23 protein-coding genes and 1 riboswitch are annotated in these 25,820 nt (G+C 48.1%); of the genes, 22 read left to right on the top strand and 1 reads right to left on the bottom strand.

The window, feature by feature from the left end; translation table 11 throughout:
• Positions 1 to 125: 125 nt before the first annotated feature.
• On the bottom strand, positions 126 to 1,412 hold the full coding sequence (locus ACJJI1_RS20700; RefSeq protein WP_444913960.1) for a hypothetical protein: 1,287 nt from the start codon (positions 1,410 to 1,412) through the stop codon (positions 126 to 128).
• A 447-nt stretch (positions 1,413 to 1,859) separates the two neighbouring features.
• Between ACJJI1_RS20700 and ACJJI1_RS20695 the strand changes: the two genes are divergently transcribed.
• From ACJJI1_RS20695 to ACJJI1_RS20590, 22 genes are all read left to right on the top strand, one after another.
• Positions 1,860 to 2,795 (top strand): SPFH domain-containing protein, encoded by a 936-nt coding sequence (locus ACJJI1_RS20695; protein WP_413662199.1) that lies wholly within the window; start codon positions 1,860 to 1,862, stop codon positions 2,793 to 2,795.
• A gap of 918 nt (positions 2,796 to 3,713) precedes the next feature.
• The gene (locus ACJJI1_RS20690) at positions 3,714 to 4,337 is read left to right on the top strand and encodes a class I SAM-dependent methyltransferase (protein ID WP_444957865.1); all 624 of its coding nucleotides are present in this window, start codon (positions 3,714 to 3,716) and stop codon (positions 4,335 to 4,337) included.
• A 234-nt stretch (positions 4,338 to 4,571) separates the two neighbouring features.
• Positions 4,572 to 4,925, top strand: a complete 354-nt coding sequence (locus ACJJI1_RS20685) for a DUF1428 domain-containing protein (protein WP_413662197.1) — start codon at positions 4,572 to 4,574, stop codon at positions 4,923 to 4,925.
• Positions 4,926 to 5,195: 270 nt separating this feature from the next.
• Positions 5,196 to 5,849, top strand: a complete 654-nt coding sequence (locus ACJJI1_RS20680) for an RDD family protein (RefSeq protein WP_444957864.1) — start codon at positions 5,196 to 5,198, stop codon at positions 5,847 to 5,849.
• A gap of 54 nt (positions 5,850 to 5,903) precedes the next feature.
• Positions 5,904 to 6,530, top strand: a complete 627-nt coding sequence (locus ACJJI1_RS20675) for a LysE family translocator (protein ID WP_444957863.1) — start codon at positions 5,904 to 5,906, stop codon at positions 6,528 to 6,530.
• 188 nt (positions 6,531 to 6,718) lie between these two features.
• Complete coding sequence (locus ACJJI1_RS20670; RefSeq protein ID WP_444957862.1) at positions 6,719 to 7,327, top strand: SMI1/KNR4 family protein; 609 nt, start codon at positions 6,719 to 6,721, stop codon at positions 7,325 to 7,327.
• Positions 7,328 to 7,528: 201 nt separating this feature from the next.
• Positions 7,529 to 7,676, top strand: a riboswitch (cobalamin riboswitch).
• A gap of 103 nt (positions 7,677 to 7,779) precedes the next feature.
• Positions 7,780 to 9,636: a TonB-dependent receptor plug domain-containing protein gene (locus tag ACJJI1_RS20665; RefSeq protein ID WP_444957861.1), complete on the top strand. Its 1,857-nt coding sequence runs from the start codon at positions 7,780 to 7,782 to the stop codon at positions 9,634 to 9,636.
• A gap of 36 nt (positions 9,637 to 9,672) precedes the next feature.
• A complete protein-coding gene (gene cobO, locus ACJJI1_RS20660; protein ID WP_413662193.1) occupies positions 9,673 to 10,287 on the top strand; it encodes a cob(I)yrinic acid a,c-diamide adenosyltransferase in 615 nt (204 codons plus the stop codon).
• Between the two features lie 12 nt (positions 10,288 to 10,299).
• The gene (locus tag ACJJI1_RS20655; protein ID WP_444957860.1) at positions 10,300 to 11,808 is read left to right on the top strand and encodes a cobyric acid synthase; all 1,509 of its coding nucleotides are present in this window, start codon (positions 10,300 to 10,302) and stop codon (positions 11,806 to 11,808) included.
• The gene (locus ACJJI1_RS20650) at positions 11,805 to 12,827 is read left to right on the top strand and encodes a FecCD family ABC transporter permease (RefSeq protein WP_444908119.1); all 1,023 of its coding nucleotides are present in this window, start codon (positions 11,805 to 11,807) and stop codon (positions 12,825 to 12,827) included. Before ACJJI1_RS20655 ends, ACJJI1_RS20650 begins: the two co-directional genes overlap by 4 nt.
• Complete coding sequence (locus tag ACJJI1_RS20645) at positions 12,827 to 13,609, top strand: heme ABC transporter ATP-binding protein (protein WP_444957859.1); 783 nt, start codon at positions 12,827 to 12,829, stop codon at positions 13,607 to 13,609. Before ACJJI1_RS20650 ends, ACJJI1_RS20645 begins: the two co-directional genes overlap by 1 nt.
• On the top strand, positions 13,602 to 14,150 hold the full coding sequence (gene cobU / locus ACJJI1_RS20640; protein WP_444908121.1) for a bifunctional adenosylcobinamide kinase/adenosylcobinamide-phosphate guanylyltransferase: 549 nt from the start codon (positions 13,602 to 13,604) through the stop codon (positions 14,148 to 14,150). The genes ACJJI1_RS20645 and cobU overlap by 8 nt, the downstream gene beginning before the upstream one ends.
• Positions 14,151 to 14,168: 18 nt before the next feature.
• The gene (gene cobT, locus ACJJI1_RS20635; RefSeq protein WP_444908122.1) at positions 14,169 to 15,215 is read left to right on the top strand and encodes a nicotinate-nucleotide--dimethylbenzimidazole phosphoribosyltransferase; all 1,047 of its coding nucleotides are present in this window, start codon (positions 14,169 to 14,171) and stop codon (positions 15,213 to 15,215) included.
• On the top strand, positions 15,205 to 15,810 hold the full coding sequence (locus ACJJI1_RS20630) for a histidine phosphatase family protein (protein WP_444957858.1): 606 nt from the start codon (positions 15,205 to 15,207) through the stop codon (positions 15,808 to 15,810). Before cobT ends, ACJJI1_RS20630 begins: the two co-directional genes overlap by 11 nt.
• On the top strand, positions 15,794 to 16,627 hold the full coding sequence (cobS, locus tag ACJJI1_RS20625; protein WP_413662186.1) for an adenosylcobinamide-GDP ribazoletransferase: 834 nt from the start codon (positions 15,794 to 15,796) through the stop codon (positions 16,625 to 16,627). The genes ACJJI1_RS20630 and cobS overlap by 17 nt, the downstream gene beginning before the upstream one ends.
• A gap of 30 nt (positions 16,628 to 16,657) precedes the next feature.
• Complete coding sequence (locus tag ACJJI1_RS20620; protein ID WP_444957857.1) at positions 16,658 to 17,551, top strand: cobalamin-binding protein; 894 nt, start codon at positions 16,658 to 16,660, stop codon at positions 17,549 to 17,551.
• Positions 17,552 to 17,640: 89 nt separating this feature from the next.
• A complete protein-coding gene (locus tag ACJJI1_RS20615; RefSeq protein ID WP_444957856.1) occupies positions 17,641 to 18,138 on the top strand; it encodes a hypothetical protein in 498 nt (165 codons plus the stop codon).
• 579 nt (positions 18,139 to 18,717) lie between these two features.
• A complete protein-coding gene (locus ACJJI1_RS20610) occupies positions 18,718 to 19,101 on the top strand; it encodes a BlaI/MecI/CopY family transcriptional regulator (protein WP_444957855.1) in 384 nt (127 codons plus the stop codon).
• On the top strand, positions 19,101 to 20,054 hold the full coding sequence (locus tag ACJJI1_RS20605) for a M56 family metallopeptidase (RefSeq protein WP_444957854.1): 954 nt from the start codon (positions 19,101 to 19,103) through the stop codon (positions 20,052 to 20,054). The genes ACJJI1_RS20610 and ACJJI1_RS20605 overlap by 1 nt, the downstream gene beginning before the upstream one ends.
• Before the next feature lie 88 nt (positions 20,055 to 20,142).
• On the top strand, positions 20,143 to 21,378 hold the full coding sequence (locus ACJJI1_RS20600; protein ID WP_444957853.1) for a TolC family protein: 1,236 nt from the start codon (positions 20,143 to 20,145) through the stop codon (positions 21,376 to 21,378).
• On the top strand, positions 21,375 to 22,604 hold the full coding sequence (locus ACJJI1_RS20595) for an efflux RND transporter periplasmic adaptor subunit (RefSeq protein ID WP_444957852.1): 1,230 nt from the start codon (positions 21,375 to 21,377) through the stop codon (positions 22,602 to 22,604). Before ACJJI1_RS20600 ends, ACJJI1_RS20595 begins: the two co-directional genes overlap by 4 nt.
• A 9-nt stretch (positions 22,605 to 22,613) precedes the next feature.
• Positions 22,614 to 25,769, top strand: coding sequence for an efflux RND transporter permease subunit (locus tag ACJJI1_RS20590; protein WP_444957851.1), 3,156 nt, complete (start codon positions 22,614 to 22,616; stop codon positions 25,767 to 25,769).
• The last annotated feature ends 51 nt before the right edge of the window (positions 25,770 to 25,820 follow it).

Genomic DNA, 25,820 nt, shown 5'->3' with positions numbered 1-25,820 from the left:
CCAATTGATTCTTTGTTGGAGAATCGTACATAAGGTGAAATTATTTTGGGGTAGCCTCAGCTGATTAGGGAGTAGTGGGCGCCTTTGCTTTACTTTTGCTTTTGTTCGTTTTTTCAAGTCAAGGGTTAGTTCTCAGGTTCTAAAAGCCTCTTGATAGTGTTGATGAATTTTTCTGCAAAGTTCAAAACACTATCTCGTTTTGTGAGTGGATCACAGTACGAAAATATAAATACAGAATTACGTACCGTTGAATAGGTTAGTAGTGAGATAGGGTGAGCCCCATGTGTTTGAAATGGAATTGCCGTGATGATTTCAAAGTACTTCATTGCCGTGCCAAGCGCTTTCATGCTGCCTACATTAGATATACACATTCCTTCAGAAAAGACAGATTTCTTTTCCTCATAATCCTGAGCCCATTCAATAATATCCTCGAGTTTATATTTCTTGGGGAACATGAACTTGAATGGTTCTCCTTCTTCCGCCTGTTTATCAAGCTCAATCTGTAAGTGGCGCGCTAGTTGCCAAGTATCTTCTATATCTATATTGGGCATGATTTCAAGAGTGGTTGCTGATGAAAAAGCACCTACTGCACTTAATCCAATTTCAGTGCCGCAGAGTTCACGAACATCCATGGGTAGTAAAATTTTTATCCAATCTTTATGGTTGGGTAATATTTTGGATGCTTGAATCGCAATGGCGCAAAACAGGGCGCTTGGCCTTACCTTGTGACTTTTCCCTATTTTTACAAGTTGTGAAATTTCTGCAATCGTAAATTGCCGATATATAGCATGACCTTCACGTTCTGATACAAAAGCAGGTTCCTCTACGGGCCAATTAAAAAGTTCATCTTTTTGAGAAGATGGTTTTTCATGGGCAAAGTATTTAGAGGAGCTAAAGTAGCTTTCGACAGCTTCGTAAAGTGGTTGTCCGCCCAACCTGAATGTTCCTTCATCTTTAAAGAATATGTCCAAAATACAGAATAAAGTCATCACTGATCGGCCATCCAAAGCTGCGTGGCTGCTGACTAGTGAGATCCATTCAACTTCGTCATGGGAATTGATATAGAAAGAAAGTGTATATGTGCATTTTTCAACATCAAGGCCCGTCTTCCCCCGGCGATTGAATTCAGCCTCGAAATCAAGAGGCTCCTTCAATTTTCGAACCTCAATTGGGATTGACTCGAATGGTACGTCGCAGCGCCATCGAAGCTTGTTGCCGGACTCAACTCTTGCCTGTAAAAGTGGGTAGATTTTATGTGCCGATGCGAAACCACTTATCAATTTTTCAACGCTAAGAGGGGTGAGTACTTTGATAAAGGAGATTACTAATGTCCCCCCGCAAGTTCGCCTTGCCAACTCGGTGAACATAGCCTCCTCTGCACCTAATACTCTGGAGAGCTCTGTAGCCGGCACAAAGTACCTCCTTTTTAAAGCCCATCCATATCATGTAAAGTAACTTGAATAGGCTTGAATCGCAAAAAACAATTGCTTAAAGATAAATGACTGTAGATTTGATTTTGGATACTTTGTTGCAGAAGAATAGTTAAGTGATGGTAAGTTGTACTAACAATAGTTTTATTGGTGCGGGTTTTAATTTAAGGGTTTTTCCAGGAAAATTGTTGTTTATTGGTCTGTAGCGGGTTTAGTGAAGTTCTTTACATTTGCTTTTACCCTGCTGGGGGGGTAGTAGACTTACAGTTGGGTTTTGGACAGTAGCTTTGTGGCCAGCATGTTGTAGTTGATGTAAGCTGTGGGTGAGTGCTCTTAGTAGGGGGGATATTTGCTTATCCATTGGTTGCCCCTTGCTGAGTAAGATAATTTGCACATCTTATATAATTTATTCTGACTGGGCTTTTAAATATGCCGGAACAACTCTTTACACTTTTACCTTTTTGGCCTGCGATACTTGGAGCTGTAGTACTTTTTTTGCTAGCTAAATCCATCGTGATAGTGGAGCCAAAGCAGTACCACTTCGTGCTATTTCTTGGTAAGTACTGGAAAACTGCCACCCCTGGTTTCAACTTGATTATTCCCTACCTTTCCTGGGTAGACAAAAAAGCCTCAACGGCTCTACACGAAACCCCTGTTGAGTTGAGTCTAAAGACCAGTAATCATGTCACATTTGGCTTGATTCTAAAGGTTCAGCATCAGGTGTCGTCGGATGTGCAGCTTGCATACAAAGCTCTCTATGATCTAGAGAATTACCAGGCACAGCTGAAGTCGTTTGCAACAGATGCAGCTATTCCTGTTGCCAATGGCATTGAGCTGGAAGACGTTTATAACAAAAAAGAACATATAGCTGACAAGGCTAAGGAGCGCCTTCGCCAATTTTTCCACGACTTTGGTGTAGAGATTGTCGATGTATTATCAGATGAGCCGCGGCTTCCCAAGTCGGTAGAAGTTCAGGCTAACAAAGTTATGGAAATGCAGCGGGAGAAGCAGGCCGCTACCTACGAGGCTGAGGCGATCCGGGAGCGCGAAGTGGGTAAGGCTAAAGCTGATGGCGAGTCCGTAAAGATTCGTATGGAGAAAATGGGGGAGGCACGACGGGTATATGCACAAAGTGCAGCCGAGGCTATTAAGGTTCTCACCAGCGCTGGTACCAGTGCAGACGAAGCGTTGCGCTTTATGACTGCCATTGCAGATAATGATGCGCTGGTAACCGCTGCACGTCACGGTAGTACTGTGGTAATGGCTACCAGCCAGGCGCAGCAAGTACCAGTCGCTTTGCCGTTACCTGATAAGTCGGCTGCGGTAGCAAAACAACGGCCGCTGAGAGAGCCCGAGCCTGTCTAGTAAGGTCATCCGAGGGGTAAGCCTATGGGCTTATCCTTTGGTAGCTTCGGGGTATCTTGATAGTACTTTACTCCGATAGTTGATGTCGTACTGCTCAGCGCTACAGTACTTGATATTCTAAGTGGTACAACTACAACATTTTTCATGCTCCTGGCGCTGCTTATATTGCTTTATCAGTTGTCTTTGGTCGTAATTTGAGTCAATGGGCCGACATGATCTTTGCTAGGCATTTTACCGGCGAGTCCAAGCCGGCTAGTCCCGACTATGGTTGGCCCAAGTTAAGGTATGAATTGATTGTATTTATAAAAACACTGTTAGCCTGCGTAATCACCCTAGCTCTCATTCGAGCAATGACATGAATGATCGGTAATCTAGATAAATCATTTGCACTTTATATGTGGGATGATATTTTCAAAGCACTCTTATTTTTTTGGCTTATTTTTGGCCCTGGATGGAGGACTATGTTTCGCCTGTTTAGAAGGCCGTTGAAGCAAAGCTCTTAGAGTATTTTGTGCTATTGCTGTTTCGAAGTTCTATTATGACTCCTAGTGTGTATTTGGTCTGCATAGCTAGTGGCGGAAAATTATACGTGATATCGAAGCTGTCAAGTTTTTACCTGGAAGATGATGCTCGTATTATGTCTCGGAAGGGCAAGGTATCGCTATTTTGTAGTTTGTTGGTATTGGGCAGGAGTATTGATGTCCACTATCGCGCCAGTATTGGTCTCACATGAATTGTTGCATCTCAAGAAGTTATTGGTAGGGTAATGCTTGGAGGGGGTCCCAGCTGCTAATAAATAAGAATAATATGGTTTTTTTGATTTTGACCTAAGAGCTAGGGTAAGAGGTGCAGCTATAGTAGCTCATATATATTATCTTGCCGCGGCTGCTTAAAGAACCTTATTTGTCGGGGGCAGAAATGCACCATCACAAATTATTCAGTGACAAGAGTGAGCTTTATAAGACTGCTAGGCCAACCTATCCTCCAGAGCTTTATAAGTGTCTCTCAAGCTTGGCTCCATCAAATAAACTTGCCTGGGATTGTGCATGCGGTAGTGGTCAGGCAGCGATAGGATTGGCTAAACTATTTGGTAGTGTGTACGCAACTGATATTAGCGCCGAGCCAATAAAAGCGGCTAAAGTTCACCCTAATATTCACTATCAAGTAGGACCTGCTGAGCAGTGTGACCTGGCAAATGAGAGTTGTGATTTGGTTTGTGTAGCCCAGGCGTTGCATTGGCTTAACCTTGATGATTTTTGGCCCGAAGTTCTAAGGCTTTTGAAGCCAAAAGGTATTTTTTCAGCTTGGGGCTATAACTGGCCAGTCTTAGTTGGAGATCTGGCTCAAATATTCAATGAACTTGTTTTGGGTCCAATAGAGACGTACTGGGCTCCACAAAACAAGTTGCTCTGGAATCATTTTAAGGATATAGACTTTCCTTTTAGTGCTATACAGATTTTGAAGCCAACTATGGAGGCAGTCTGGGACCTGAATGAGTTTTTAATTTTATACATACTTTTTCGGCTGTGCGGAGATGTATAGATGACACGGGTGGTGAATTTATGGAGCGGACCTACCGTAAGGCCAGGGAGGTTTGGAAAATACCACAAGAGAGAAGAGTGATAGCATTTGATTTTGTGCTCTATGTAGGGCGTAAGAAAAATTGGTGATAGAGAGGTATCGCTATCACTAGATCAGGGCAGTAGAAGTGCTTTGCAAATCTGTATTTAATTTAAATAGTAACTTATCAAATTAGAAAATGTCGGGGAGTTAAAAATGTCTTATGCAGATGGATTTGTAGCAGCTGTACCCTCAGATAACAAAGAAGAATATATTAAGCATGCAAAAATTGCTGCAGAGGTATTTAAAGAGCAGGGGGCCCTAAAGGTTGTTGAAACTTGGGGTGATGATGTTCCAGAAGGCGAATTAACCTCTTTTCCTTTGGCTGTAAAGTGTGCTGGCAATGAAACTGTAGTGTTCTCCTGGGTCCTCTGGCCTTCTAAAGAGGTTCGAGACTCCGGATGGCAGGCGGTTATGGATGATCCGAGGATGAATCCAGATCAAAACCCCATGCCATTTGATGGTAAGAGGTTAATCTATGGTGGTTTCAATATTATTTTGGATAAATAAGGCATATTTGTAGGTTGTTGCAGCATGTCAACATGAGTGGTTGAGAGCAATATCAACTCCTTAGCTTGCGTTGCCATGAGATTGTATTTTAGTGGTACAAAGGTGTCGCAGACAGTTGGCATGCATGTGTCCTCGGAGTATAGATCTACTAGAAATACTTTAGATGAGGTGGTAAAGGTGGTATACAAGGGCCTCTCTTTAATAAGCCACTTTGAATAGAAACTTCTAACAAATATGTACCCCAAACTATCCAGAAGACTTAGAGCATTGATGGTTGATTCTTTGGTGCTAGTTGCAGTTGTTGCCTTCTCAATAGCTATTGGTACTAGCATCGACTTAAAAAATGATGTGTACCAATCAGCTTTAATTCTAATGCCGATCATCTTATTTGAACCGGTATTGGTTTCGTTAACTGGTGGGAATATTGGGCATCATCTAATGGGTATTTGTATCCGTAAGGTGGGAGCCAATAAAAAAATTAATATTTTTCAGGCACTTGTCAGGACGTTCTTTAAGCTATTCTTAGGGGTTCCTTCACTAATAGCTATTCTTACATCAAAGAAGCGTCAAGCTGTGCATGATTTTCTTTCTATGTCGCTAGTGGTTGTAAAGGACCCGGCTTCATTGCCAGGCTATGAGGTGCTTGATGAGCGCACTGAATCGCTAGACTGTAAGTATCCAGGAAAGGTTCGGAGGTTGGTTGTAGTAGGTGGATATCTATTACTCTCAATGCTCTTCGCATCCATGATTTCTTTTTTTTTAGTATCGGAGATGTGTGCTTTTAGGCAGGTTTGCAGTCAGCTGGAAAGTTCTATGCAGTTTCTAATTAGTTTGTTCTTTTGGGTTTCGGCTTTTGTGCTTCCTTGGCTGGGGTGGTCTGGTCGCTTATATGGGGCGAGGAGAATAAGGCTGGAAGTTTACTAGTCTACTACCGATTTACCTTCCCCTGAGGAGCAATGGTCAACTAAGGTGAGTTAAATGGCATTTGAAAGTTGGTTAGCCTTTTGCGTAATCGCACTCTTGGCGACTGCTACCCCAGGGCCTGCGGCACTACTGGTCTCTATCAATACTCTATCGGACGGTGTTAGAGGGGGTGTGTTCACGGCATTGGGTAATATATCTGGTTTGTTTGTTATGTCCGGGCTTTCAGTTATTGGATTGAGTGTACTTGTCCTTAACTCTTCCGTAGCGTTTACTATGGTAAAGATGGTTGGGGCTGGATATCTGATTTATATGGGGGTTAAACTTTGGAAAAATGGAATAGGAAGAGCGGATTCTGCTGATGTAACTTGTAATGCTAGGCGAGGCGCATTGAAATTGTATGTTCAAGGGGGCTTAATTGCCTTAACGAACCCTAAAGCGATTATATTCACAACCGCGCTTTTCCCGCAATTTATTTCCTTGTCAGATCCACTGTTGCCCCAGTTCTCCTTGCTGGTTTTCACTTTTATGGCATTATCTTTTAGCTGTTTGTTTTGTTATAGCTTATTAGTTTTTGGTACTAAAGAAAAATCTAGGAATATGGCCTCAAGTCGATTTCTCGGTCGGATATTTGGTTCCACTTTTGTTGGTGCTGGTTGTATTTTAGTTGGCACATCAAAATAGGAAGATGTATGTAAGAATATACAAAAATCTATTTTGGGTGCTTCTGTAAAATATACAGTATTCCTCATGCTGTCAGAAGCAAGGTGGTAAGTAGGTAGCAGCTAGATGAGTAGGGTAAGCCGCACCCTTTGCTTAATATGTACCCCCCCAAAAAAAAATACAGCAAGTAGTTTCGCGAGTTACGTAGTATGGATATTAAAGATTATATTGAGTTGATCCATAGTTTTTCAAAGACAGATTTTGAACTTCAGGGAGGTGGAAGCTCTATCTGTTTTCGATTGCAAAAGGAAAGGGATTTTGTTTTTCCGAAAGAGTTTCAAGAGTATATAGTTCACTATGCGCCTGCCCACAGCCAATATCTTGATGGCGTGGGCAATCCAATTGATCTTTATAGTGCCAGGCGCTTGTCATGGGTGATGAATGGATATAACTACAACCCGGTTGATAATCAACCAATACCCGGTTGGGATAAAACTTGGTTTTTATTCGCCGATGAGGGTGCAGATCCAATCATTGTTGACTTGGCCGAAAGCAACCGAAATTCAAAGGTATATCGTGCCATGCATGGGGCTGGGGGGTGGGATTTTAGGCCTATCGCCGATTCAATAGGGCAATTTCTACTATGCGCTTCAGCTCTACATCATGCGCTCTCCGGAATAGTTGGCAAAGATGTACTTGTTGATGATGGATGTGGGTTTAATCTTCATGAAAGAAGTGCATCTTGGTTGTTTCCATTCTTTCGTCAATATGCGGATAAATATTACACAGATTGGCTTGCAGTATTTGATAATAGTTAGCGGAATGATTTATTGATAAATTCTTTATTATGGCTGCAACTCAAGGTTGATCTCAGTTTATGTGAAGGTACCTTGCTAAGCGCTTTTGAAATCTTGCTCATGAATAACTAGTACTTATGTAGTGAGGGAATACCCGACTCACGAACAAGCTTCCCTCACATTTTTTGGCTTCTGTTGACTTTCCGGTACCTTTCCACTAGTTTCGCGATCACGATTAGAGGTGCCTTCTGCCCTGAATTGGCTGAGAAGGTTAAACGGGAAGTCCGGAAGTCCGGCGCTGCCCCCGCAACGGTGATCCACCTGTATTCTAAGTGGTAAGCCCGATACCGGCCTCTTTTCTAAACACGATGGAGCGGAGGGCTACCATCTTGCAATACGATCTTTCGCGCTTCGGCGTGCCGCATTGCTATTCCTCCCTCGATCCCATGTGCTTTTGTCTTAGGGGTTGAAACTTGAAAAAATCTATATTGAGCCTGGCTGTACTGTCAGCCGTGAGCGCGCCGTCTTTTGCTGAATCCACTGTTACCGAATCTTCAATTCCAGACCTGGAAACCGTGGTTGTTGTGAGCTCCCGTCAGGGCGAGCCGCTGCGCCAGGTAGCTACTTCAGTAACTGTATTGGATGAAGAGCAGCTAAAAGAGCGGGGATTGGTGTCCCTTGCCGATGTTTTGCGCAGTGTGCCTTCCGTGTCTGTTACCAATACAGGGGGTATGGGCAAGACAACCTCCTTAAGGGTACGTGGAGAGTCCGGTTTCAGAACCTTGGTCCAGATAGACGGTATCGACATTTCTGACCCAACCGGTACCCAGGCGGGGGCTCATATTGAACATATTATGAGCAGCAACTTGCAGCGCGTGGAATTATTACGCGGTCCACAAGGTATGCTCTACGGAGCCGATGCCGGTGGTGTACTGGATATCTCGACTCGTCGCGAGGGAGAAGGGCAGCGCTTTGAGGTGTCAGCTGAGGGCGGTAGCTTCGATACTGAACGCTACAATGCCAGCGCTAGCGGAGCCAATGAAGCACTGGATTATTTTGTTTCTGCAGCGGCGGCAGAAACCGATGGTTTTAATACCAGTAGTTATGACACGGAATTGAGAGATGACGACGGTTACGATAATGAAACCTTGCATGGCCGTGTAGGTTGGAATATTTCTGAGCAGTGGCGACTTGAGGCTGTGGCGCGGGATACCGATGCTTCAGGTGAGTATGATCGCTGCGGCTGGCCCTCTCAGGATGATTGTAACTTTGATTTCAGCCAGGAAAGTGTTCGTGTCAGCTTAGCTCATAAAGGCGAAGATGGTCAGCAGGAGTTGGCTTATACACGTTCTGATTTGCAGCGTACCTATATCAGTGAAGGCGTGCCCTTTTATGAAGCGGAAGGTGATATCGAAAAGTTGAACTTCACCGGTTCCTACGGGTTTAGTCGCGAACATGGAATGGTCTACGGGGTAGAGCACCGTGAAGATACTTCGGGAGACCTGGATCGGGATCAGTGGGCAGTTTATTCCGAATATCAGGGAAGCTATGCCGATCAGGCTTATATCACCCTTGGCCTTCGCCATGACAATAACTCTGATTTTGGCAGCTACAACAGCTTCCGCGCCAGCTCAGCCTATTTATTTGAGGATGTTGCCAACGGTACGGTAAAAATAAAAAGTAGTTACGGCACTGGCTTCCGTGCCCCGAGCTTATATGAAGTTGACTACAACGCTACCGCATTCGACTGGTTAACTTTTACTCCATTAGAGTTGCCGTCTCTTAAGCCGGAAGAGAGCCGAGGCCTGGATCTTGGTGTTGAATACTTTGGTGAAAACTCTCTCTACCTGGAGTTCGTACTGTTTAAACAGGTCATTGAGAATGAAATCGGATTCGATATGGTCGACTACACAGGTTACCTGCAAAGCAGTGGAGAAAGCGTGTCCCAAGGCGCTGAGTTTGTTGTCGAAGCGCAATTGACTGACAGTCTATTGCTCTCTGCCAATTACACCTACACCGATGCTGAAGAAGCCGATGATTCTCCCCGAGCCCGCAGTCCCAAGCACTTGGCGAATCTCGGCTTCACTTATAAGCCTACCAGTGACTTGAGCCTTGTTATGAACCTGCGTTCCAGTGCGGATGTGGTAGATAGCGATGGCACCTCGCTGGATGATTATCAAGTGCTAGATGCCAGTGTCCGTTATCAGCTGAACAACTCCACGACGGTATTTGTTCGGGGTGAAAACCTCACCGATGAAGATTATGTGGAAGTCACTGGCTATAACACTGCGGGCCTCGCCGGTTATGCTGGTGTGGAATTCAGCTTCTAAAACACTTTTTTTATAGGTTCTTGAACTGAGGTGGCCATGTCGGAAGACGAGCAAAAACGAAATGCCAAGCACAAGCAGGCAATGCAAAAACACAAGGAGAAGGTTGATGCCAACATTGCAGCAGCCGATATCCAGCGTGGAGTTGCTGTCCTTCTCACTGGAAATGGCAAAGGGAAGTCGAGCTCAGCTTTCGGCATGGTGATACGCGCACTGGGTTACGGACAGAAAGTGGGTGTAGTGCAATTTATTAAAGGCGCACAGCAATCTGGGGAAGAGCTTTTCCTTAAAAACCATTGCCCGGAAGTTACTCTCTATCAAATGGGTACTGGCTTTACCTGGAATACTCAGGATCGCACCAGTGATATTGCTGCTGCAGAGAGAACCTGGGCAGAGGCAGAAAAAATGCTCACCGATACCACCTATGACTTAGTGGTGTTGGACGAGCTCACTTATATGCTCGCATACAAATACCTGGATGAGTCCAAAGTATTGGAGACTCTAGCCCAGCGGCCACAGGAACAGAGTTTGGTGGTGACTGGTCGAGGTGGTGGTAGTGCACTACAAGAGCTAGTGGATACGGTATCTGAAGTGAAAGATGTTAAGCACGCTTTTAAAGCGGGCATCAAAGCCCGCAAAGGCGTAGATTACTAGGTTGTTTTCACTATGTCCGTGTTGATGGTTCAGGGCACGACTTCCGATGCCGGCAAGAGTACTTTGGTGGCCGGGCTCGCTCGTTACTTTTCCCAGCGCGGAGTCAGTGTCGCACCTTTTAAGCCGCAAAACATGGCACTCAATAGTGCCGTAACGGTGGATGGTGGTGAGATAGGGCGGGCACAAGCGTTGCAAGCCCAGGCCTGTGGGATCGACCCCCACAGCGATATGAACCCGGTGTTACTTAAGCCCGCTTCAGATACCGGGGCTCAGGTTATTATCCAGGGTAAAGTGCTGGGGAATATGCAGGCGCTGGATTACCACCACTACAAGGCTACCGCGCAAAAAGCAGTGCTGGACTCCTTCGCACGGCTCGATGATCAATATGAGCTGGTGTTAGTTGAAGGGGCTGGCAGCCCGGCAGAAATTAACCTGCGGGAAAACGATATTGCCAATATGGGCTTTGCCGAGACCGTTGATTGCCCGGTTGTACTGATTGCTGATATCGATCGTGGAGGTGTGTTCGCCCACTTGGTAGGCACCCTCGAACTGCTGTCTTCCTCAGAGCGAGAGCGTGTCGTCGGTTTTGTGATCAACCGCTTTCGTGGCGATCTGCAATTACTTCAGCCGGGGCTCGACTGGTTAGAAGAGTATACCGGCAAGCCAGTACTCGGAGTCTTACCTTATCTCCATGACCTCTACCTTGACGCGGAGGATGCCATTAGTACCCAACAGAGCGGTGCTGATGCTCGATTGAAAGTGGTAGTGCCGGTATTGCCGCGCATAAGCAATCATACAGATTTTGATGCGCTAAGGTTGCATCCGGATATCGATCTGCAATTTGTCAGTGTCCGTGAACCAGTCCCACAGTGCGACTGGATTATTCTTCCCGGCAGTAAAAATGTACGGGCAGACTTGGCCTACTTAAAAGAAAACGATTGGCCTGCACAGTTGGATCGGCATCTGCGCTACGGCGGCAAACTCGTGGGTATTTGCGGTGGCTTGCAAATGCTGGGTAGCGAGGTGCAGGACCCGGATGGGGTAGAGGATACGTCGGGTAACGAACCGGGCTTGGGTTATCTGGATTACACAACTCGCTTGCAACCAGTCAAAGCACTGAAAAATGTTACCGGCTTTTTAGCTTTGGAAAATGAAGTAAAAGAAGCTACTCCTGTTCAGGGCTATGAAATCCACTGTGGTATAACCGAAGGTGTAGCTCTGCAAACTCCGGCAGTATATATCTGTGATAAAGACGGAAATTCCAGGCCTGATGGTGCAATAAGTGCTGATGGACAGATATTCGCGACCTACGTGCATGGGCTGTTCGATTCACCCGAAGCGCTGAGCGCACTTTTTGCCTGGGGTGGGTTGAAAGACTCTACGCCGCTGGATGTGGGTAAACAGCGACAGCAACAATTGGACAGGCTGGCTGAGACTATTGCCGAGAATATCCAGGGAAACTGGCTCGAGCAATTTGAGGGAACCAGGGAGACGGCAATGCTGCAAGAGGATGCTCAGTGACTGTTGCCCGTATCAAAGCATTAAATATTGCCTGGTGGTTACTGCCCACAGCACTTGCCCTGAGTTTTTCTGCTGCCGTTGCTATAGGTGCAGTGTATCTCTCACCCTCACAACTATTTGCCGCGATCAGTGGCCAGGGCGATGGTGGACTCGCTGGGGATATTGTTCAGGCAATACGATTGCCAAGGGCGCTGTTGGCGGCTGGAGTGGGTGCTTTGCTCGCCATCTGCGGGGCAATGTTGCAAGGCTTATTTCGAAACCCTCTAGCTGACCCATCCCTGATTGGTGTTACCGCAGGGGCTTCTCTCGGTGCTTGTTTGGCCATCCTGCTAGGAGCAGAGGTTGCCGCTGCGTTTGGGAGTTTGCCCGTTGTATCCATAGCTGCTTTTTTCAGCGGCCTTTTAGCGGTGACACTGGTCTACAAAGTGGCGAAAAGTATTAATGGCACTTCCGTGGCCACCATGTTGCTAATGGGGATTGCCGTTACCGCTTTTTCCGCAAGCCTGATCGGGCTAATGGAGTACTTTGCTGATAACGACACCCTGCGCCGTATGAGCCTGTGGCTTATGGGAGGGCTGGATGCAGCGAGCTATCCTCGCGCTTTCCTGGTTTTGGCCGTGCTGGGCGCTTTGCTTGCCAGTATGTCCCGCTTCGGCACCTCACTAAATGTTCTTTTATTGGGAGAATCCCAGGCGCGGCACCTCGGTATTGATGTGGAGCGGGTAAAAACCCGTTTGATAGTGCTTGTTGCGGCGGGAGTGGGCACTTCGGTTGCTGTAGCCGGCAGTATTGCTTTTGTGGGGCTGGTAGTGCCCCATATAGTGCGTTTATGGGTAGGACCTGATCACCGGCAACTGTTGCCGCTTTCTGCCCTGGCTGGAGCCAGTTTATTGCTGGTTTCCGATACCCTGGCGCGAACCATTATTGCCCCGGTGGAGATCCCGGTAGGGCTGATCACCGCACTAATTGGAGTGCCTTTCTTTGTTTCCTTGTTGCGTAAAAGCAGGGGGGCAATTTAATGGCTCTGCTACAGGTGGAGGGAGTTGCGGTTAGTGTCGATAATCGGCCGCTGTTGCAAGATATCAACCTGAAGGTAGATGTCGGCGAGCTGGTTTGTGTGATTGGCCCCAATGGCGCCGGTAAGTCGACTCTGCTGCGTGCCCTTTGCGGTGAAGTCAGGATGGATTCCGGGCAGGTCCACTTTAAAGGCAGCTCTTTTTCAAAGTTGTCCGCCCGCAATCGAGCCAGGCAAGTTGCCGTCCTGCCGCAAAATAACCCACTGACATTTGCCTTTACCGGGCTGGAATTGGTCGCCCTCAGTCGAACTCCGCATTCCACTGGCACTGACCGGGACCGAGAAATCTGCCTGGAAGCCATGGCAGCGCTGGATGTTAGTCATTTGTCTGAGCGCCTGTACCCAACATTATCTGGCGGCGAGCAGCAGCGCTTGCAATTGTCTCGGGTGATGGCCCAGATCTGGCGGGCAGAGGATGGTGGAGAGCGGCTCCTCTTATTAGATGAGCCCGCTGCCAGCCTGGATATTGCACACCAATATGGAATGATGAGAGCGGTAAGAGACTTCGCGCGAAGTGGCGTAGCTGTGGTAATGACGGTCCATGATCTGGCCCATGCCAGCGGCTATAGCGACAGAATCCTCGCCTTAAAGCAGGGGCGCAGTATGGCCTACGGAAATCCAGAGGATGTATTGACTGCGGAGAATATGCAGCAGCTTTACGGCTACAGTGTCACGGTGATGCCACACCCGGTAACCGGTAAATCCCTGGTGATTGCCGATGTCTAGCACCAGTGGTGTGCATCTGGTATTAGGGGGCGCACGCAGTGGAAAAAGCCGGCTCGCGCAACAGCGCGCGGAGCAGTGGCTAAGCAGCAGTAGCGATGGTGGACTTACCTACCTGGCAACGGCTACGGCGGGCGATCAAGAAATGTCTACCCGTATTGCTCGACATCGGGAAGACCGGGATCATCGCTGGCAGACCCTGGAAGAGCCTATTGCACTGGCAGAGGCTCTGGTTACAGCTCCTGAGTCCCACTGTGTACTGGTGGACTGCCTCACTTTGTGGTTGAACAACTGTCTTCATCAAGGCGTTTGGGAGCGTGAGCAAGAGGCGCTTCTGCAATGTATCGATCAGAGGCTTACTCTCTCTAACGGTAATACCCCACCTTGGATTTTTGTCAGTAATGAAGTCGGTTCGGGTATTGTGCCCCTTGGGCAGTTATCGCGGGAATTTGTGGATGCGGCAGGTTGGCTTCATCAGGCATTAGCCGAGCGAGCTGATAGCGTCACCTTGGCAATTGCTGGTTTGCCGCTCACTGTAAAGTAAAATTACCTGAAACTGATAATGATGACAGATGAACTCAGTTGGCTCGATAAGCCTGCACCAACCCCGGACCAGAGTGCTCGCAATGCCGCGATTGCCCGCCAGAAGCAATTGATTAAGCCGCAAGGCGCACTCGGTCGGCTCGAGAGCATTGCCGTGGATTTCGCCGGATTCCAGGGGAGGGAGCAACCCCAACTGAATAAATTGTCGGTGCGCGTATTCGGTGCTGATCACGGTATTGCAGCTCAGGGAACTTCCCGATTTCCTCAGGCAGTCACTTCTGTAATGCTGAAACTATTTTGCGAGGGTGGGGCGGCTATTAATGTATTGAGCCGCGAGCAGAATGCTGACTTTGCCGCAATTAATCTGGGTTGTGTGGTCCCCGCTGAACACCCTGACCTGATTGATGAAGTTATAGCTCCCTCTACTGCGGATTTCTCCCAAGGTAACCCAGCTATGACCCAAACGCAGCTGGCTCTTGCTCTTGATGCCGGTCGCCGCCAGTGTACCGATGCAGATTGTTTTATTGGCGGAGATATGGGTATTGGCAATACCACTTCCGCCGCTGCCATGTTTGCTGCCCTTTTTGAGCTAGAGGTTGGCAGCATTACGGGGCGAGGAACAGGTATCGACGATGCAGTGCTCGCCCGCAAAGTGGAACTGATCGAATCTGCCTTGGAGCAGCATCGGGCAGCGCTGGGCTCGCCACTTGCTATTTTACAAACTTTTGGTGGCTTTGAGATTGCAGCCTTAACAGGAGCGTTTGTCGCCAGTGCCCAGCGAGGTGTCCCTGTATTGGTTGATGGTTTTATGGCGACTGCTGCGGCAGCTATTGCCGGTGCTATTAATCCGTCAGTGAAACCCTGGTTGCTCTACGCCCATCTCTCTGACGAGTCTGGTCACAAACTAGCCCTCGAGTGCCTGGGGGTGAAGCCATTGCTGAGCTTCAATATGCGCCTTGGCGAAGGCACAGGTGCAGTGTTGGCCATCAGTATTATCAAGCAAGCGCTGAACCTGCATAACAAAATGTTCACGTTCAGTGAGGCAGGAGTGCCAGTTGCGGATTGATCTTTTACGACACGGTGCCTGCGAAGGTGGAAATATTTTTCGTGGCCAGATCGATGTGCCCCTAACCAGTGAGGGTAGGGAGCAGATGTTGCGAGGGCTTGCCGAACTCGATGGCTCCTGGGACCGAATTGTTACTTCACCCTTACAACGCTGCCAACGCTTTGCTGCTCAGCTTGCCCGAGAGAAAAAACTGCCGATAACTGAAGTTCCTGATATCCGGGAAATTGGTTTCGGGGATTGGGAGGGGCAGTCAGTCGATAAAATCTGGACTGAGCAACGAGCACAGTGTGAAGCCTGGGGGCGTGACCCAGAAAAGCACGCACCGCCGGGAGGTGAGCCCTTTCCCGTATTTCGATCCAGAGTTCTTCAAGCTATTGATAATCTAGCCCAGCAATATTCGGGAGAGTCCCTGCTGCTCATTACTCACGGTGGCGTTATCAAGTTGTTGCTCGCGTATGCGAATAACTGGCTTCCAGTGAAAATGATTTCACTGCAAGTTAATTACGGGTTTGCCGCATCGCTGAGATACGATTCGGACAATAAGTCCTTTACCGTTTCCTACCCAGAGCAGTCAGCTTATGTTTATTGCCCGTAAGTTGTACAACCTATCCCAAGCATTTCTGTATGCGCTGGTATTTCTTACCCGGCTGCCGGTGGCGGGCTTGCTGCGGGAGGTGGACAAGGAAACGGTGAAGCGGTCGATATATTTTTACCCCCTGGTTGGAGTGGTGATTGGTGTACTGTTATCCGGGGCCGCCTACCTTCTGGCTCCTTTAGGTACTCAGTTGCAAGCCGCAATACTATTGGGTTTCTGGGTGGTCCTGACAGGTGCACTACACCTCGACGGTCTTGCTGACTGTACTGATGCCTACTTTGCTGGACATAAATGCGCGGATCCTGAAGAGCAACGTCAGCATATTTTGAGAGTAATGCACGATCCCCACTGCGGCTCTATTGCAGTAGCGGCTGTTGTTGTTTTCCTACTGATAAAGTTCGCTGCAATTGCAGCCCTGCTAGAGCTAATAAACCCGGTAACAAAAGATGCTTGGGTCTATCTGCCGTTAGTGCTCTCACCTATGCTAGCCAGGGCTGCGGCCCTGGCTTTAATGGGAATTTCACAATACGCACGTGTTGAAGGCCATGTACCGCCCTCTGGCTCCGAACGCCGATGGGACTTATTGCCGGTAGTTGCAATCGTAGTTGCTATTGGATGTTTAGCGGCGCCAATACCCATTGCCATAGGCATCGTCTGCAGTTTGATTGCCCTGGTTTTATTCTGGCGTCGCCTGTGGGATAAGGCTATTGGTGGTTATACCGGCGATTGTTTGGGCGGTTTGGTCGAGATAAGTGAGTTGTCGATATTGATTTTATGGGTGGCAGTGGTTGCCAATGTGAGTTACGGAGCTGTTTAGAAGCTCCTTAGTTATAGTCGAGTTAAAGAGATGTCTCGAAGCAGTATTGTCCGTGTTGTTTTAACCTTGAACCTGTTATTGGTGAGTAATACTTGGGCGGATGATTCCGTGCGGGTAAAAGATGCCCGTGGCCAATGGGTTGAACTGCCTGCACCAGCAGAGCGTATTGTTGCGCTAGCGCCAAATATCGTGGAGAACTTTTACAGTGCCGGGGCAGGGGATAAGCTAATTGCTGCGGTAAGCTACAGTGACTACCCCGAGCAAGCCAAGCAATTACCGGAGATAGGTAACTATAAAGCGGTAAACTATGAAAGTTTACTATTGCTAAATCCTGACTTGATTGTTGCCTGGGGATCGGGAAATGGCGATCAGATGATTAATAAACTGGAGGATCTCGGTTTTACAGTTTTCGTATCTGAATCTCACACTCTTGAAGATATCGCTGTGAATGTAAAGCGCTTCGGTAAACTTGCAGGAACAAGTGACTATGCAGATAAATCTGCCGGAGAGTGGCTTGAGCGACTGAATCAAATACAGCTCAGCCATAAGAACCTGGATTCGGTCAGTGTTTTTTATCAGGTTTGGAATGAGCCACTGCAAACACTTAATGGCGACCACCTGATTAGCGATGTTATTGAAACCTGTGGTGGCCGTAATATATTTGCCGATGCATTGGTATTAGCACCGAAGATTAGCATTGAGTCTGTACTCGATAGAGACCCGAGAGTAATTATCGCCAGCGGAATGGGTGAAGAGCGGCCAGATTGGTTGGATGCCTGGGCAGCTTACCCAAGAATTAATGCAGTTAAAGAGGGAAACCTGTTTCATGTACCACCGGATATCATTCAGCGACATACTTTTCGGGTGCTGGATGGTATGGAGATGGTTTGTGATGATTTGAATCGGGTGAGAAAAAGCGGTTAGTTTTTCTGCTTATCAGCAGGAAGGCTCACTCGCAGCGTATTATTTTGTAGATCAACTATCGAAATTGAATTTGCTGGCTAGATATTTTTATGGTGATATTTTTTGTTATTCTCTTTGTCGGAGGGCTGCTTGCAGTCCCATATTTGGTGATTAAACTAACCATACTTGAACAAGATGAAAGTAGTCAGTGGTCAACCTTCTGGAGGCTGGCTTCCGCAGACTATTATACAATGCAAAGTGTTGCAGCTATCCCAGTCACTGGCTTGTCATGTTATATATCGTTTTATCGAGGGGTGTCGACAGGAAGTTTTGAATTTATAGTAATTGCTTTTGGTTTGGCGGTTCTCATGTTGTTTTTAATTGAAGATCTTCTGAGGCGAGATTATCTTCAATTTCATATCAAAAATTTAAAGCTGTTATCGATAAGTGTCATTTCTTTAACGTTGATTGCTCTAGAGTTGTCAATGGTAGCCACTACATTTATTGGAGCCATCGCTATACTTTTGGTGTCAGTTAGATGTGTAAAGCAACAAGTACTCAGCAATAGAGATAAAACAGAATCTGGAACTTTAGACGGTGACAGATAGTCGGCAATGTAATTGATGCAGTCTGATAAATCTCAATTTTCTTAGTGCTCAAATTTTGGTGGGTCCGGGTGTGTTTAATGTCGTAAAGTCCGACGATTCTTCTTTATAATTGAAAGCTATCATCGTTCTTGTGTTTATCGGTAGTATCCGAAACTGGAAGATATATCCATGATAAGGAATTGCTGAAGAGTCAGCCACAGAGATGGCCGCCGGACCTCTCTCCTATAACTTACATGATCATTGCGTAGTGAAAAAATCACTTTTTGGTAGATCAGGGCTCATCAATGGTAAAGCCGCCCCTAGCTGTATTAATGTTGAGTTCAAGTCAAATGGCCCCTTAATTTCATTGCCAAATGCTGGCGGTATTTCCAAGGTGTCTAAATTATTCGTATCGTTATCTAGCTTGCGGTATTGAAGTTAAGAAAACGGCTATTTTCTTGGGTAGGTATCCTTGGAGCCTGGAACAAAACCCATCCCACAGTCGAAGTAGGCTGAAATGCAAAAAAAACCTATTGACGATCGGTTTTTGCCGCTCTACCATCATTCAAAGAACAGTTTTAACCTCTGGAATAATGGTCTATGCGACTTGGCGATCTTGAGAAACAGGTGCTCCAATACCTCTGGGATAAAAAATCTGCGGATGCCAAGCAGGTCCACTCGGACTTGAGCAGGGCCCGTGGAGGTTCTCTTAATACGATCCAAAGCACGCTGGATCGCCTTTACAAGAAAGGTTTGCTGTCCCGGGAGAAGCAGGGGCATGCATACCAATACAGCCCGGCAGTGGAGCGCTACGAGTTTGTCGGGCAACTGATTCAAGATGTTACTCGTGAGTTTGTTGATGATGAGAACGGGCTGGTAGCCGCGTTTACCTCCATCTCATCGGAGCTGAACGAAAGCCAATTAGAGCAACTGGAGCAGTTGATCGAAAGCCAGAAGATAAAGCGCCAGCAGGGTGATCGCTAATGATTTTGGGGCAGGTTGCACTCTGGCTAAACCTGCTGACTATTGCAGCGCTTGGCCTGTTTGTCGGTATTTTACTGGTATCAGCTGCCTGCCTTTCCGTTTCCCGGTATTCACTTAGCTTGTCTGTCAGTAGCCGGCGCTTACTGCTGTGGAGTGCGGTATTGCTGCCGTGGTTCGCGGCTTCCACCGCCGCTGTAATCCTGGCTTTCCCTAGCCTTTTGGGAGGCGTTGCATCACTGGCGCACTGGCACCATATCAACGCTTTTAACCTCTATAGTTGGCACGGTGTTTTTACTATTGCGTTTCTTTTCTTTAGCGGTTTTTTGGCGTTTCAAAGTTTTAAACGAGCTCATCGCCATTTGGCGCAGCTCCGTTTGTTAATGCAACTTTGCGAAAGGGATAAGTCTGACCAGAGTATTATCCAGGCAAAGGGGCCCCAGGCTTTCACCAGTGGTCTGCTCCGTCCGCAAGGGTTTTATACCAGCGGTCTGCGAGACCAGTTAACAGCGGAAGAGTTTGAGGTGGTGCGCCTGCATGAGGAAGCCCATGCGCAAAAATTTGATCCTCTGAAGAAATTAATATTCGCTTTATTTGCCAGCTTTTTCCCTACGCGTTTGGGGAATTACCTGAATCGGCAGATGGCGCTGTGTATGGAGCAGCGTGCAGATGCATATGCTCATAGGCAGGGGTGGAGTGAGACTTTTATCGCCCAAACCCTACTTAAAGTAACCCGTATCTCCAATGGGTTGCATCCCAAAGAGAGAAGTTCAGCAATGGTCTGTTATTTCGCTCTTGACCAATTGGATGCTCGTATTCGTTACCTGCTGTCTGATGATAAGGGGCGCAGCTTACCCCCCTTGTTATTAGCTGGAATGTTTGTGGCTCTTACAGGCACTTGCCTTGTTTCGGTGGATGCGCTCCACCACACCGTCGAAACCCTTTTCTCCCACTAAGGAAGCCGAAGTGTTTAATTGTTTGCGTTTAGTCATAACTAAAAAACCGATTATAGATCGGTTTTTTGTGGCCGGAGCTGTGTTCTTTTTGGCCGCATTAAGTGGGTCCCTTAGGGCAGAACAGGGCGAGGAGTTATCGGGACTTACTTATGAGCAGGCAATTCTTAAAAGCTTGCAAAATCATCCTGAACTGGCGGGCTACCGATATCAGTTTGAAGCTGTGGATGCTCTATCCGAGCACGCCAAGCTAGGACCACGACCGGAGCTTAGTGTTGCCGCTGAGGGGGTGGGAGAGGATAAGAGCAGTGATGGCAGCGGCAGTTCCCAGGTAACAGTAGGTATCAGTTGGTTATTACAGGGTGATCTCGCAGAAAAACGTGTATTGGCTACACGCAGTAAGACTTCCGTGATTGAGGCCCAAAAGCAGGTTCTTGAGTTAGAAGTTGCCGCTAATACTGCGCGTTACTTTTTCCAGGTCCTGGCTCAGCAGGAACGCCTGGAAATTGCTAAAAGAGCAGTCGACCTGGCTCGCAGGATATCCGCTGAAATTAATCGTCAGGTTAGTGTTGGCAGAACGAATGAAGCCGATTCTTTTCGGGCGGAAGTCGACTTACAGCGTCGGCTCTTAGCTGTGGAAGATGTCGAGCACGAGTTGGATATTGCCAGATATCAATTAGCTGCCCAGTGGGGCTCCAGAGAGCCCAGTTTTCGTGCGGTGGCTGGTTCTCTTTCCAGTGTCCTTCCAGAAGTTGATTTATCTAGATTGCGAAGCTTGGTGGCGAGCAACCCAAATTTGGAAATATTCATGAGCCGCGAGCGCGTGGCGCAGGCGGAAATTGATTTGGCACGTGCAGAAGCTGGTATTCAGTGGAGGATTGATACAGGAATTCGTCGCAACGAAGCGAGCGGAGATTATGGGTTGGTGGCAGGGTTCGCAATCCCACTAGGTAAGGGTGACCGTAATCGCGGCAAGGTATCTGCTTTGAGGGCGGAACAAAATCGTTTCCGAACAGAAAGAAATGCGAAAGAGATTGAGTTGGATACACAGCTCTTTGTGATGACCCAAAGGCTACAGCATCACCGGCACGTAGCTACCGCCTTGAATGAAAAGATGATTCCCAGTTTGGATAAAGCGCTCATCGCTACGCAAAAAGCCTATCGACGTGGCCGCTATAACTACTCGGAGTTGGCTCTAGCCCAACAGGGGCTTAGCGATGCGCAGCTTTCACTGCTCCAGGCACAGTACAACGCACACCTTAGCCTGATTGAAATTGAAAAACTTACCGGCCTGTCATTGGCACAGATAAGCGAGAGCGAGATATGAGATCCGCAGTTTTTTCCAGCCTGATATTCGGTGCTTTACTTTCCTTGTTCCTAAGTGGCAGCGGCAGTGTGTATGCGGCCGGAGCTGTCGCAGAGGCAGAACCGGAAAAAGGGCCCAATCGTGGGCGCATGTTGAGAGAAGGTGATTTTGCCGTTGAGCTAAGTATTTATGAAACTGGTGTTCCCCCGGAGTTTCGGGTTTGGGTGAGTAACGATGGAGAGCTGGTTAATCCTCGCCAGGTTGATCTTAAAGTGGTTCTTACAAGGCTTGGAGATGGAGAGGATCACATCGAGTTCAGGCCTGAGGGGAATTATCTGCGTGGCGATATGGTGATCTATGAGCCTCACTCATTTGTTGTGACTCTAACAGCCAAGTACCAGGGGCATGAATACCGTTGGCAATACGATAATTTTGAGGGGCGAACCCGTATCGAATCCGGTATTGCTGAATCCATGGAAATTGATACGGAAACCGTCGGCCCCGCCAGGATGAGTGAGACCAGCCGCGCTTATGGCAGGCTTATTGTAGATCCAGAGCAGGTACGTGAAATTAGTGCACGTTTCGATGGCTTTGTAGAAAATGTGCAGGTGGGGTTGGGAGAGCGCGTTAAAAAAGGGCAACCCCTAATCGCAGTTAACAGCGATCAAAACCTGAAAACTTACAGTATTAAATCCCCCATTACCGGTGTGGTAATTCAGCGCAATGTAAACCCTGGTGAACAGACCGCAGGTAGAGCTTTATTAACGGTTGCCGATGATACTGCTTTATTGGCAGAGCTGGATGTTTTTCCCTCGACACGCCCCCAGATTCGCCAAGGCGCGCCCGTTTCCGTAAATATCAAGTCCCTGGAAACTCCTCTGCTCGGGGTAGTTAAACAAATTGATACTTTGATGAAGCCCAACCAGGCCACTGCCGTTCGAGTGTCACTGCAAGATATTCCCTCAGGCCTCGCACCAGGTTCTTTTGTAAGCGGCGATATCCAAGTTGCTGAATATGAGGTGCCTCTCGCCGTCAAGCGTTCCGGTTTACAGGCGTTCCGCGATTTTACTGTCGTTTATGCCAAGGTGGGCGATCAATATGAAGTGCGCATGTTGGAGCTGGGGCGTGAAGCAGGCGACTGGGTTGAAGTGCTGGGGGGGATTCGACCGGGAATCGAATATGTCACCGGTAACAGCTACATCATTAAAGCGGACATTGAAAAGTCCGGTGCATCCCACGATCACTGAGGGTTCGACATGCTTGAGTACTTGATAAGAACCTCAATTCAAAATCGCGGGCTGGTTATTACCTTTGTGCTTTTACTGTGCGGTTTGGGTATTTGGAATTTCACCCGGCTGCCCATTGATGCGGTACCGGATATCACCAATATCCAGGTGGTTATTAATACGGAGGCACCGGGGTATACCCCTAAAGAAGTTGAGCAACGGGTTACATACCCAGTGGAAAATGCAATGGCTGGTTTGCCGAGCCTTGCTTATACACGCTCCGTTTCGCGATATGGGCTGTCTCAGGTTACGGTGATTTTTGAAGATGGCACCGATATTTATTTTGCCCGCCAGTTAGTGAATGAACGGCTCACTAGTGTACGTGGTGCACTGCCTGCTGGTTTGGAGCCAGAGCTTGGACCTATCGCCACAGGTCTTGGCGAAATCTTTATGTTTACAGTGGACTCCGAACCCGGAGCCACCAATGCTGATGGCAGTGCAGTAACACCCAAAGACTTGCGTTCGGTGCATGACTGGATTGTGCGCCCGCAGTTATTGCGTGTACCAGGTGTGGTGGAAGTCAATCCGATTGGCGGATTCAAGAGAGAAATTCTAATTGCTATAGAGCCAGAGAAACTGCTGGCATTTGGCCTGACCCAAGAAGACCTGATTCGCTCGATCGAGGAGAACAATCGTAACCGCGGTGTAGGCTTTATTGAACACAGTGGCGCCCAGTGGTTGTTGCGGGTTCCGGGGCAGGCAAGCTCGTTAGAGACACTGAAGGATTTCCTGGTTGCGGAGGTGAATGGGGTTGCTGTTCGCCTTGGCGACTTGGCCAAGATCGAAGAGGGGCGCGAAATGCGCACCGGGGCGGCTACTCAGAACGGCAGGGAAGTGGTGATGAGTACCGTTTTCATGCTGGTTGGCGAAAATAGTCGCACCGTTGCAGGTGCAGTTGGTGAAAAGTTAGAGGATATCAAACAGAGTCTACCACCAGGTATCACATTGACTGCGGTTTATGATCGTACCGGTCTGGTTGACCAGACATTGCGCACTGTACAAACCAATCTTATGGAAGGTGCGCTGTTGGTTATCGCGGTTCTTTTCCTGCTGTTGGGCAATGTTCGAGCAGCAATTCTTACTGCGCTGGTAATTCCGGTGGCCATGTTAATGACCATCACCGGCATGGTTCAGGCCCGCGTAAGTGCAAACCTGATGAGTCTGGGGGCGCTGGACTTTGGCCTGTTGGTGGATGGGGGCATCATTATTGTCGAGAACTGTCTGCGACGCCTCAGCGAATCCGCCCGCGAGCGTGGCCAGTTAGATCTAAAAGAACGGCTTACCCTGGTATTCCAATCGACGCGGGAAGTGATTCGCCCGGCCATGTTTGGTGTGTTCGTTATCACAGCAGTGTATTTACCCATTTTTGCCCTGACTGGAGTGGAGGGCAAGATGTTCCATCCAATGGCTATAACCGTGGTGATTGCGCTGCTTTCTGCGATGTTTCTTTCCATCACTTTGGTGCCAGCCGGCATAGCGCTGCTATTCCGCAAACCGGTGATCGAAAAGAAAAATCCTGCACTTGAGAAGCTGAATAGAATTTATCGCCCGGCCTTGGAGTTTGCACTGCGCCAGCGTGGCATGGTTGTCGCTATTGCTGCGCTACTGGTGTTGGTTTCCGGCTATACGGCAAGCAGAATGGGTAGCGAATTTGTGCCGAATCTGGATGAAGGCGATATTGCCATGCACGCCTTGCGTATTCCCGGCACATCCCTGGAACAAGCGATTGCACTGCAAAAATCCCTAGAGGAGCGGATTAAAGAGTTGCCCGAAGTGGAGCGTGTATTCGCCAAAATTGGTACTGCGGAAGTGGCTACCGATGCCGTTCCCCCAAGTGTTGCCGATAACTTTATTATCCTGAAACCCAGGTCTCAGTGGCCAGATCCGGATAAACCAAAAGAGCAATTGGTAGAAGAGCTGGCAAAGCTGGTAGAACCAATTCCCGGCAACCGCTATGAATTTCTCCAGCCAATCCAGATGCGCTTTAACGAGCTTTTAGCGGGGGTACGCGCGGAATTGGCGATCAAAGTCTTTGGCGATGACTTCGAGCAATTAGAGCGTTTGGGCAGTGAAATTGAAGCGGCTATAGGCAGTGTAGAAGGCGTTGCTGATATACAGGTGGAGCAAACCAGCGGTTTACCGGTTCTCGCCATTGTTCCTGACCAGGCCGCACTAACCCAGTATGGGCTGGCTATCAGTCAGGTACAGGAGCAGCTGGCAACCGCCCTGGGAGGTACGGTTGCTGGCCGCTTTTATGAAGGAGACCGCCGCACCGATATTGTTGTGCGTTTGCCAGAGGTATTGCGCCAGGATTTGGATGCGCTAAAGAAACTGCCGATTCATCGACCCAATGGCAACTATGTGCCCCTGGAGGAAATTGCCAGCTTGGAGCTCACCGCCGGTATCAATCAGGTTTTCCGCGAGAACGGTAAACGCAGGGTAGTAGTAACAGCCAATGTGCGGGGTAGGGATTTGGGTAGCTTTGTTGCTGATGTGCAGCAGTCCGTTTCCGAGAAAGTGGAAATACCACCCGGTTACTGGGTTGAATACGGCGGAACTTATCAAGCGCTACAGTCTGCTACTGAACGCTTATCGATTGTAGTGCCGCTGACTCTTGTGTTGATTATGGGGCTTCTCCTGCTGGCGCTTTGCTCCATAAAAGATGCGGCAATTATCTTTACCGGTATACCCCTCGCATTAACCGGCGGTGTGCTCTCTTTAATGTTGCGGGATATCCCGTTCTCCATTTCCGCAGCCGTTGGTTTTATCGCACTTTCCGGGATTGCCATCCTTAACGGCCTGGTGATGGTTTCCTTTATTCGCGATCTGCGTGACCAAGGTTACAGCATAGAAAATGCCATTATTGAGGGCGCCCTGATCCGATTACGTCCGGTCATTAGTACCGCACTGGTTGCCTCACTCGGTTTTGTGCCCATGGCCCTGAATACTGGTATTGGCTCTGAGGTACAGCGCCCACTGGCTACGGTGGTTATTGGCGGTATTGTCTCATCAACAATCCTGACACTTTTAGTGTTGCCGGCACTCTACAGAATTTTACATGGCAGGAATGCCAAGTCGGAAAGCTTACAAGATAACCCTGAAGTGGCTCTGGCTGGAGCCAGTTAACTGGGCCTGTGTACGCTTTGGTTCACAAGAATTTAGAACTTTAATAACGGG

It is taken from the genome of Microbulbifer maximicatervae (SeqCode), from assembly GCF_052467065.1.
This window is presented reverse-complemented; position numbering and strand designations above follow the sequence as displayed.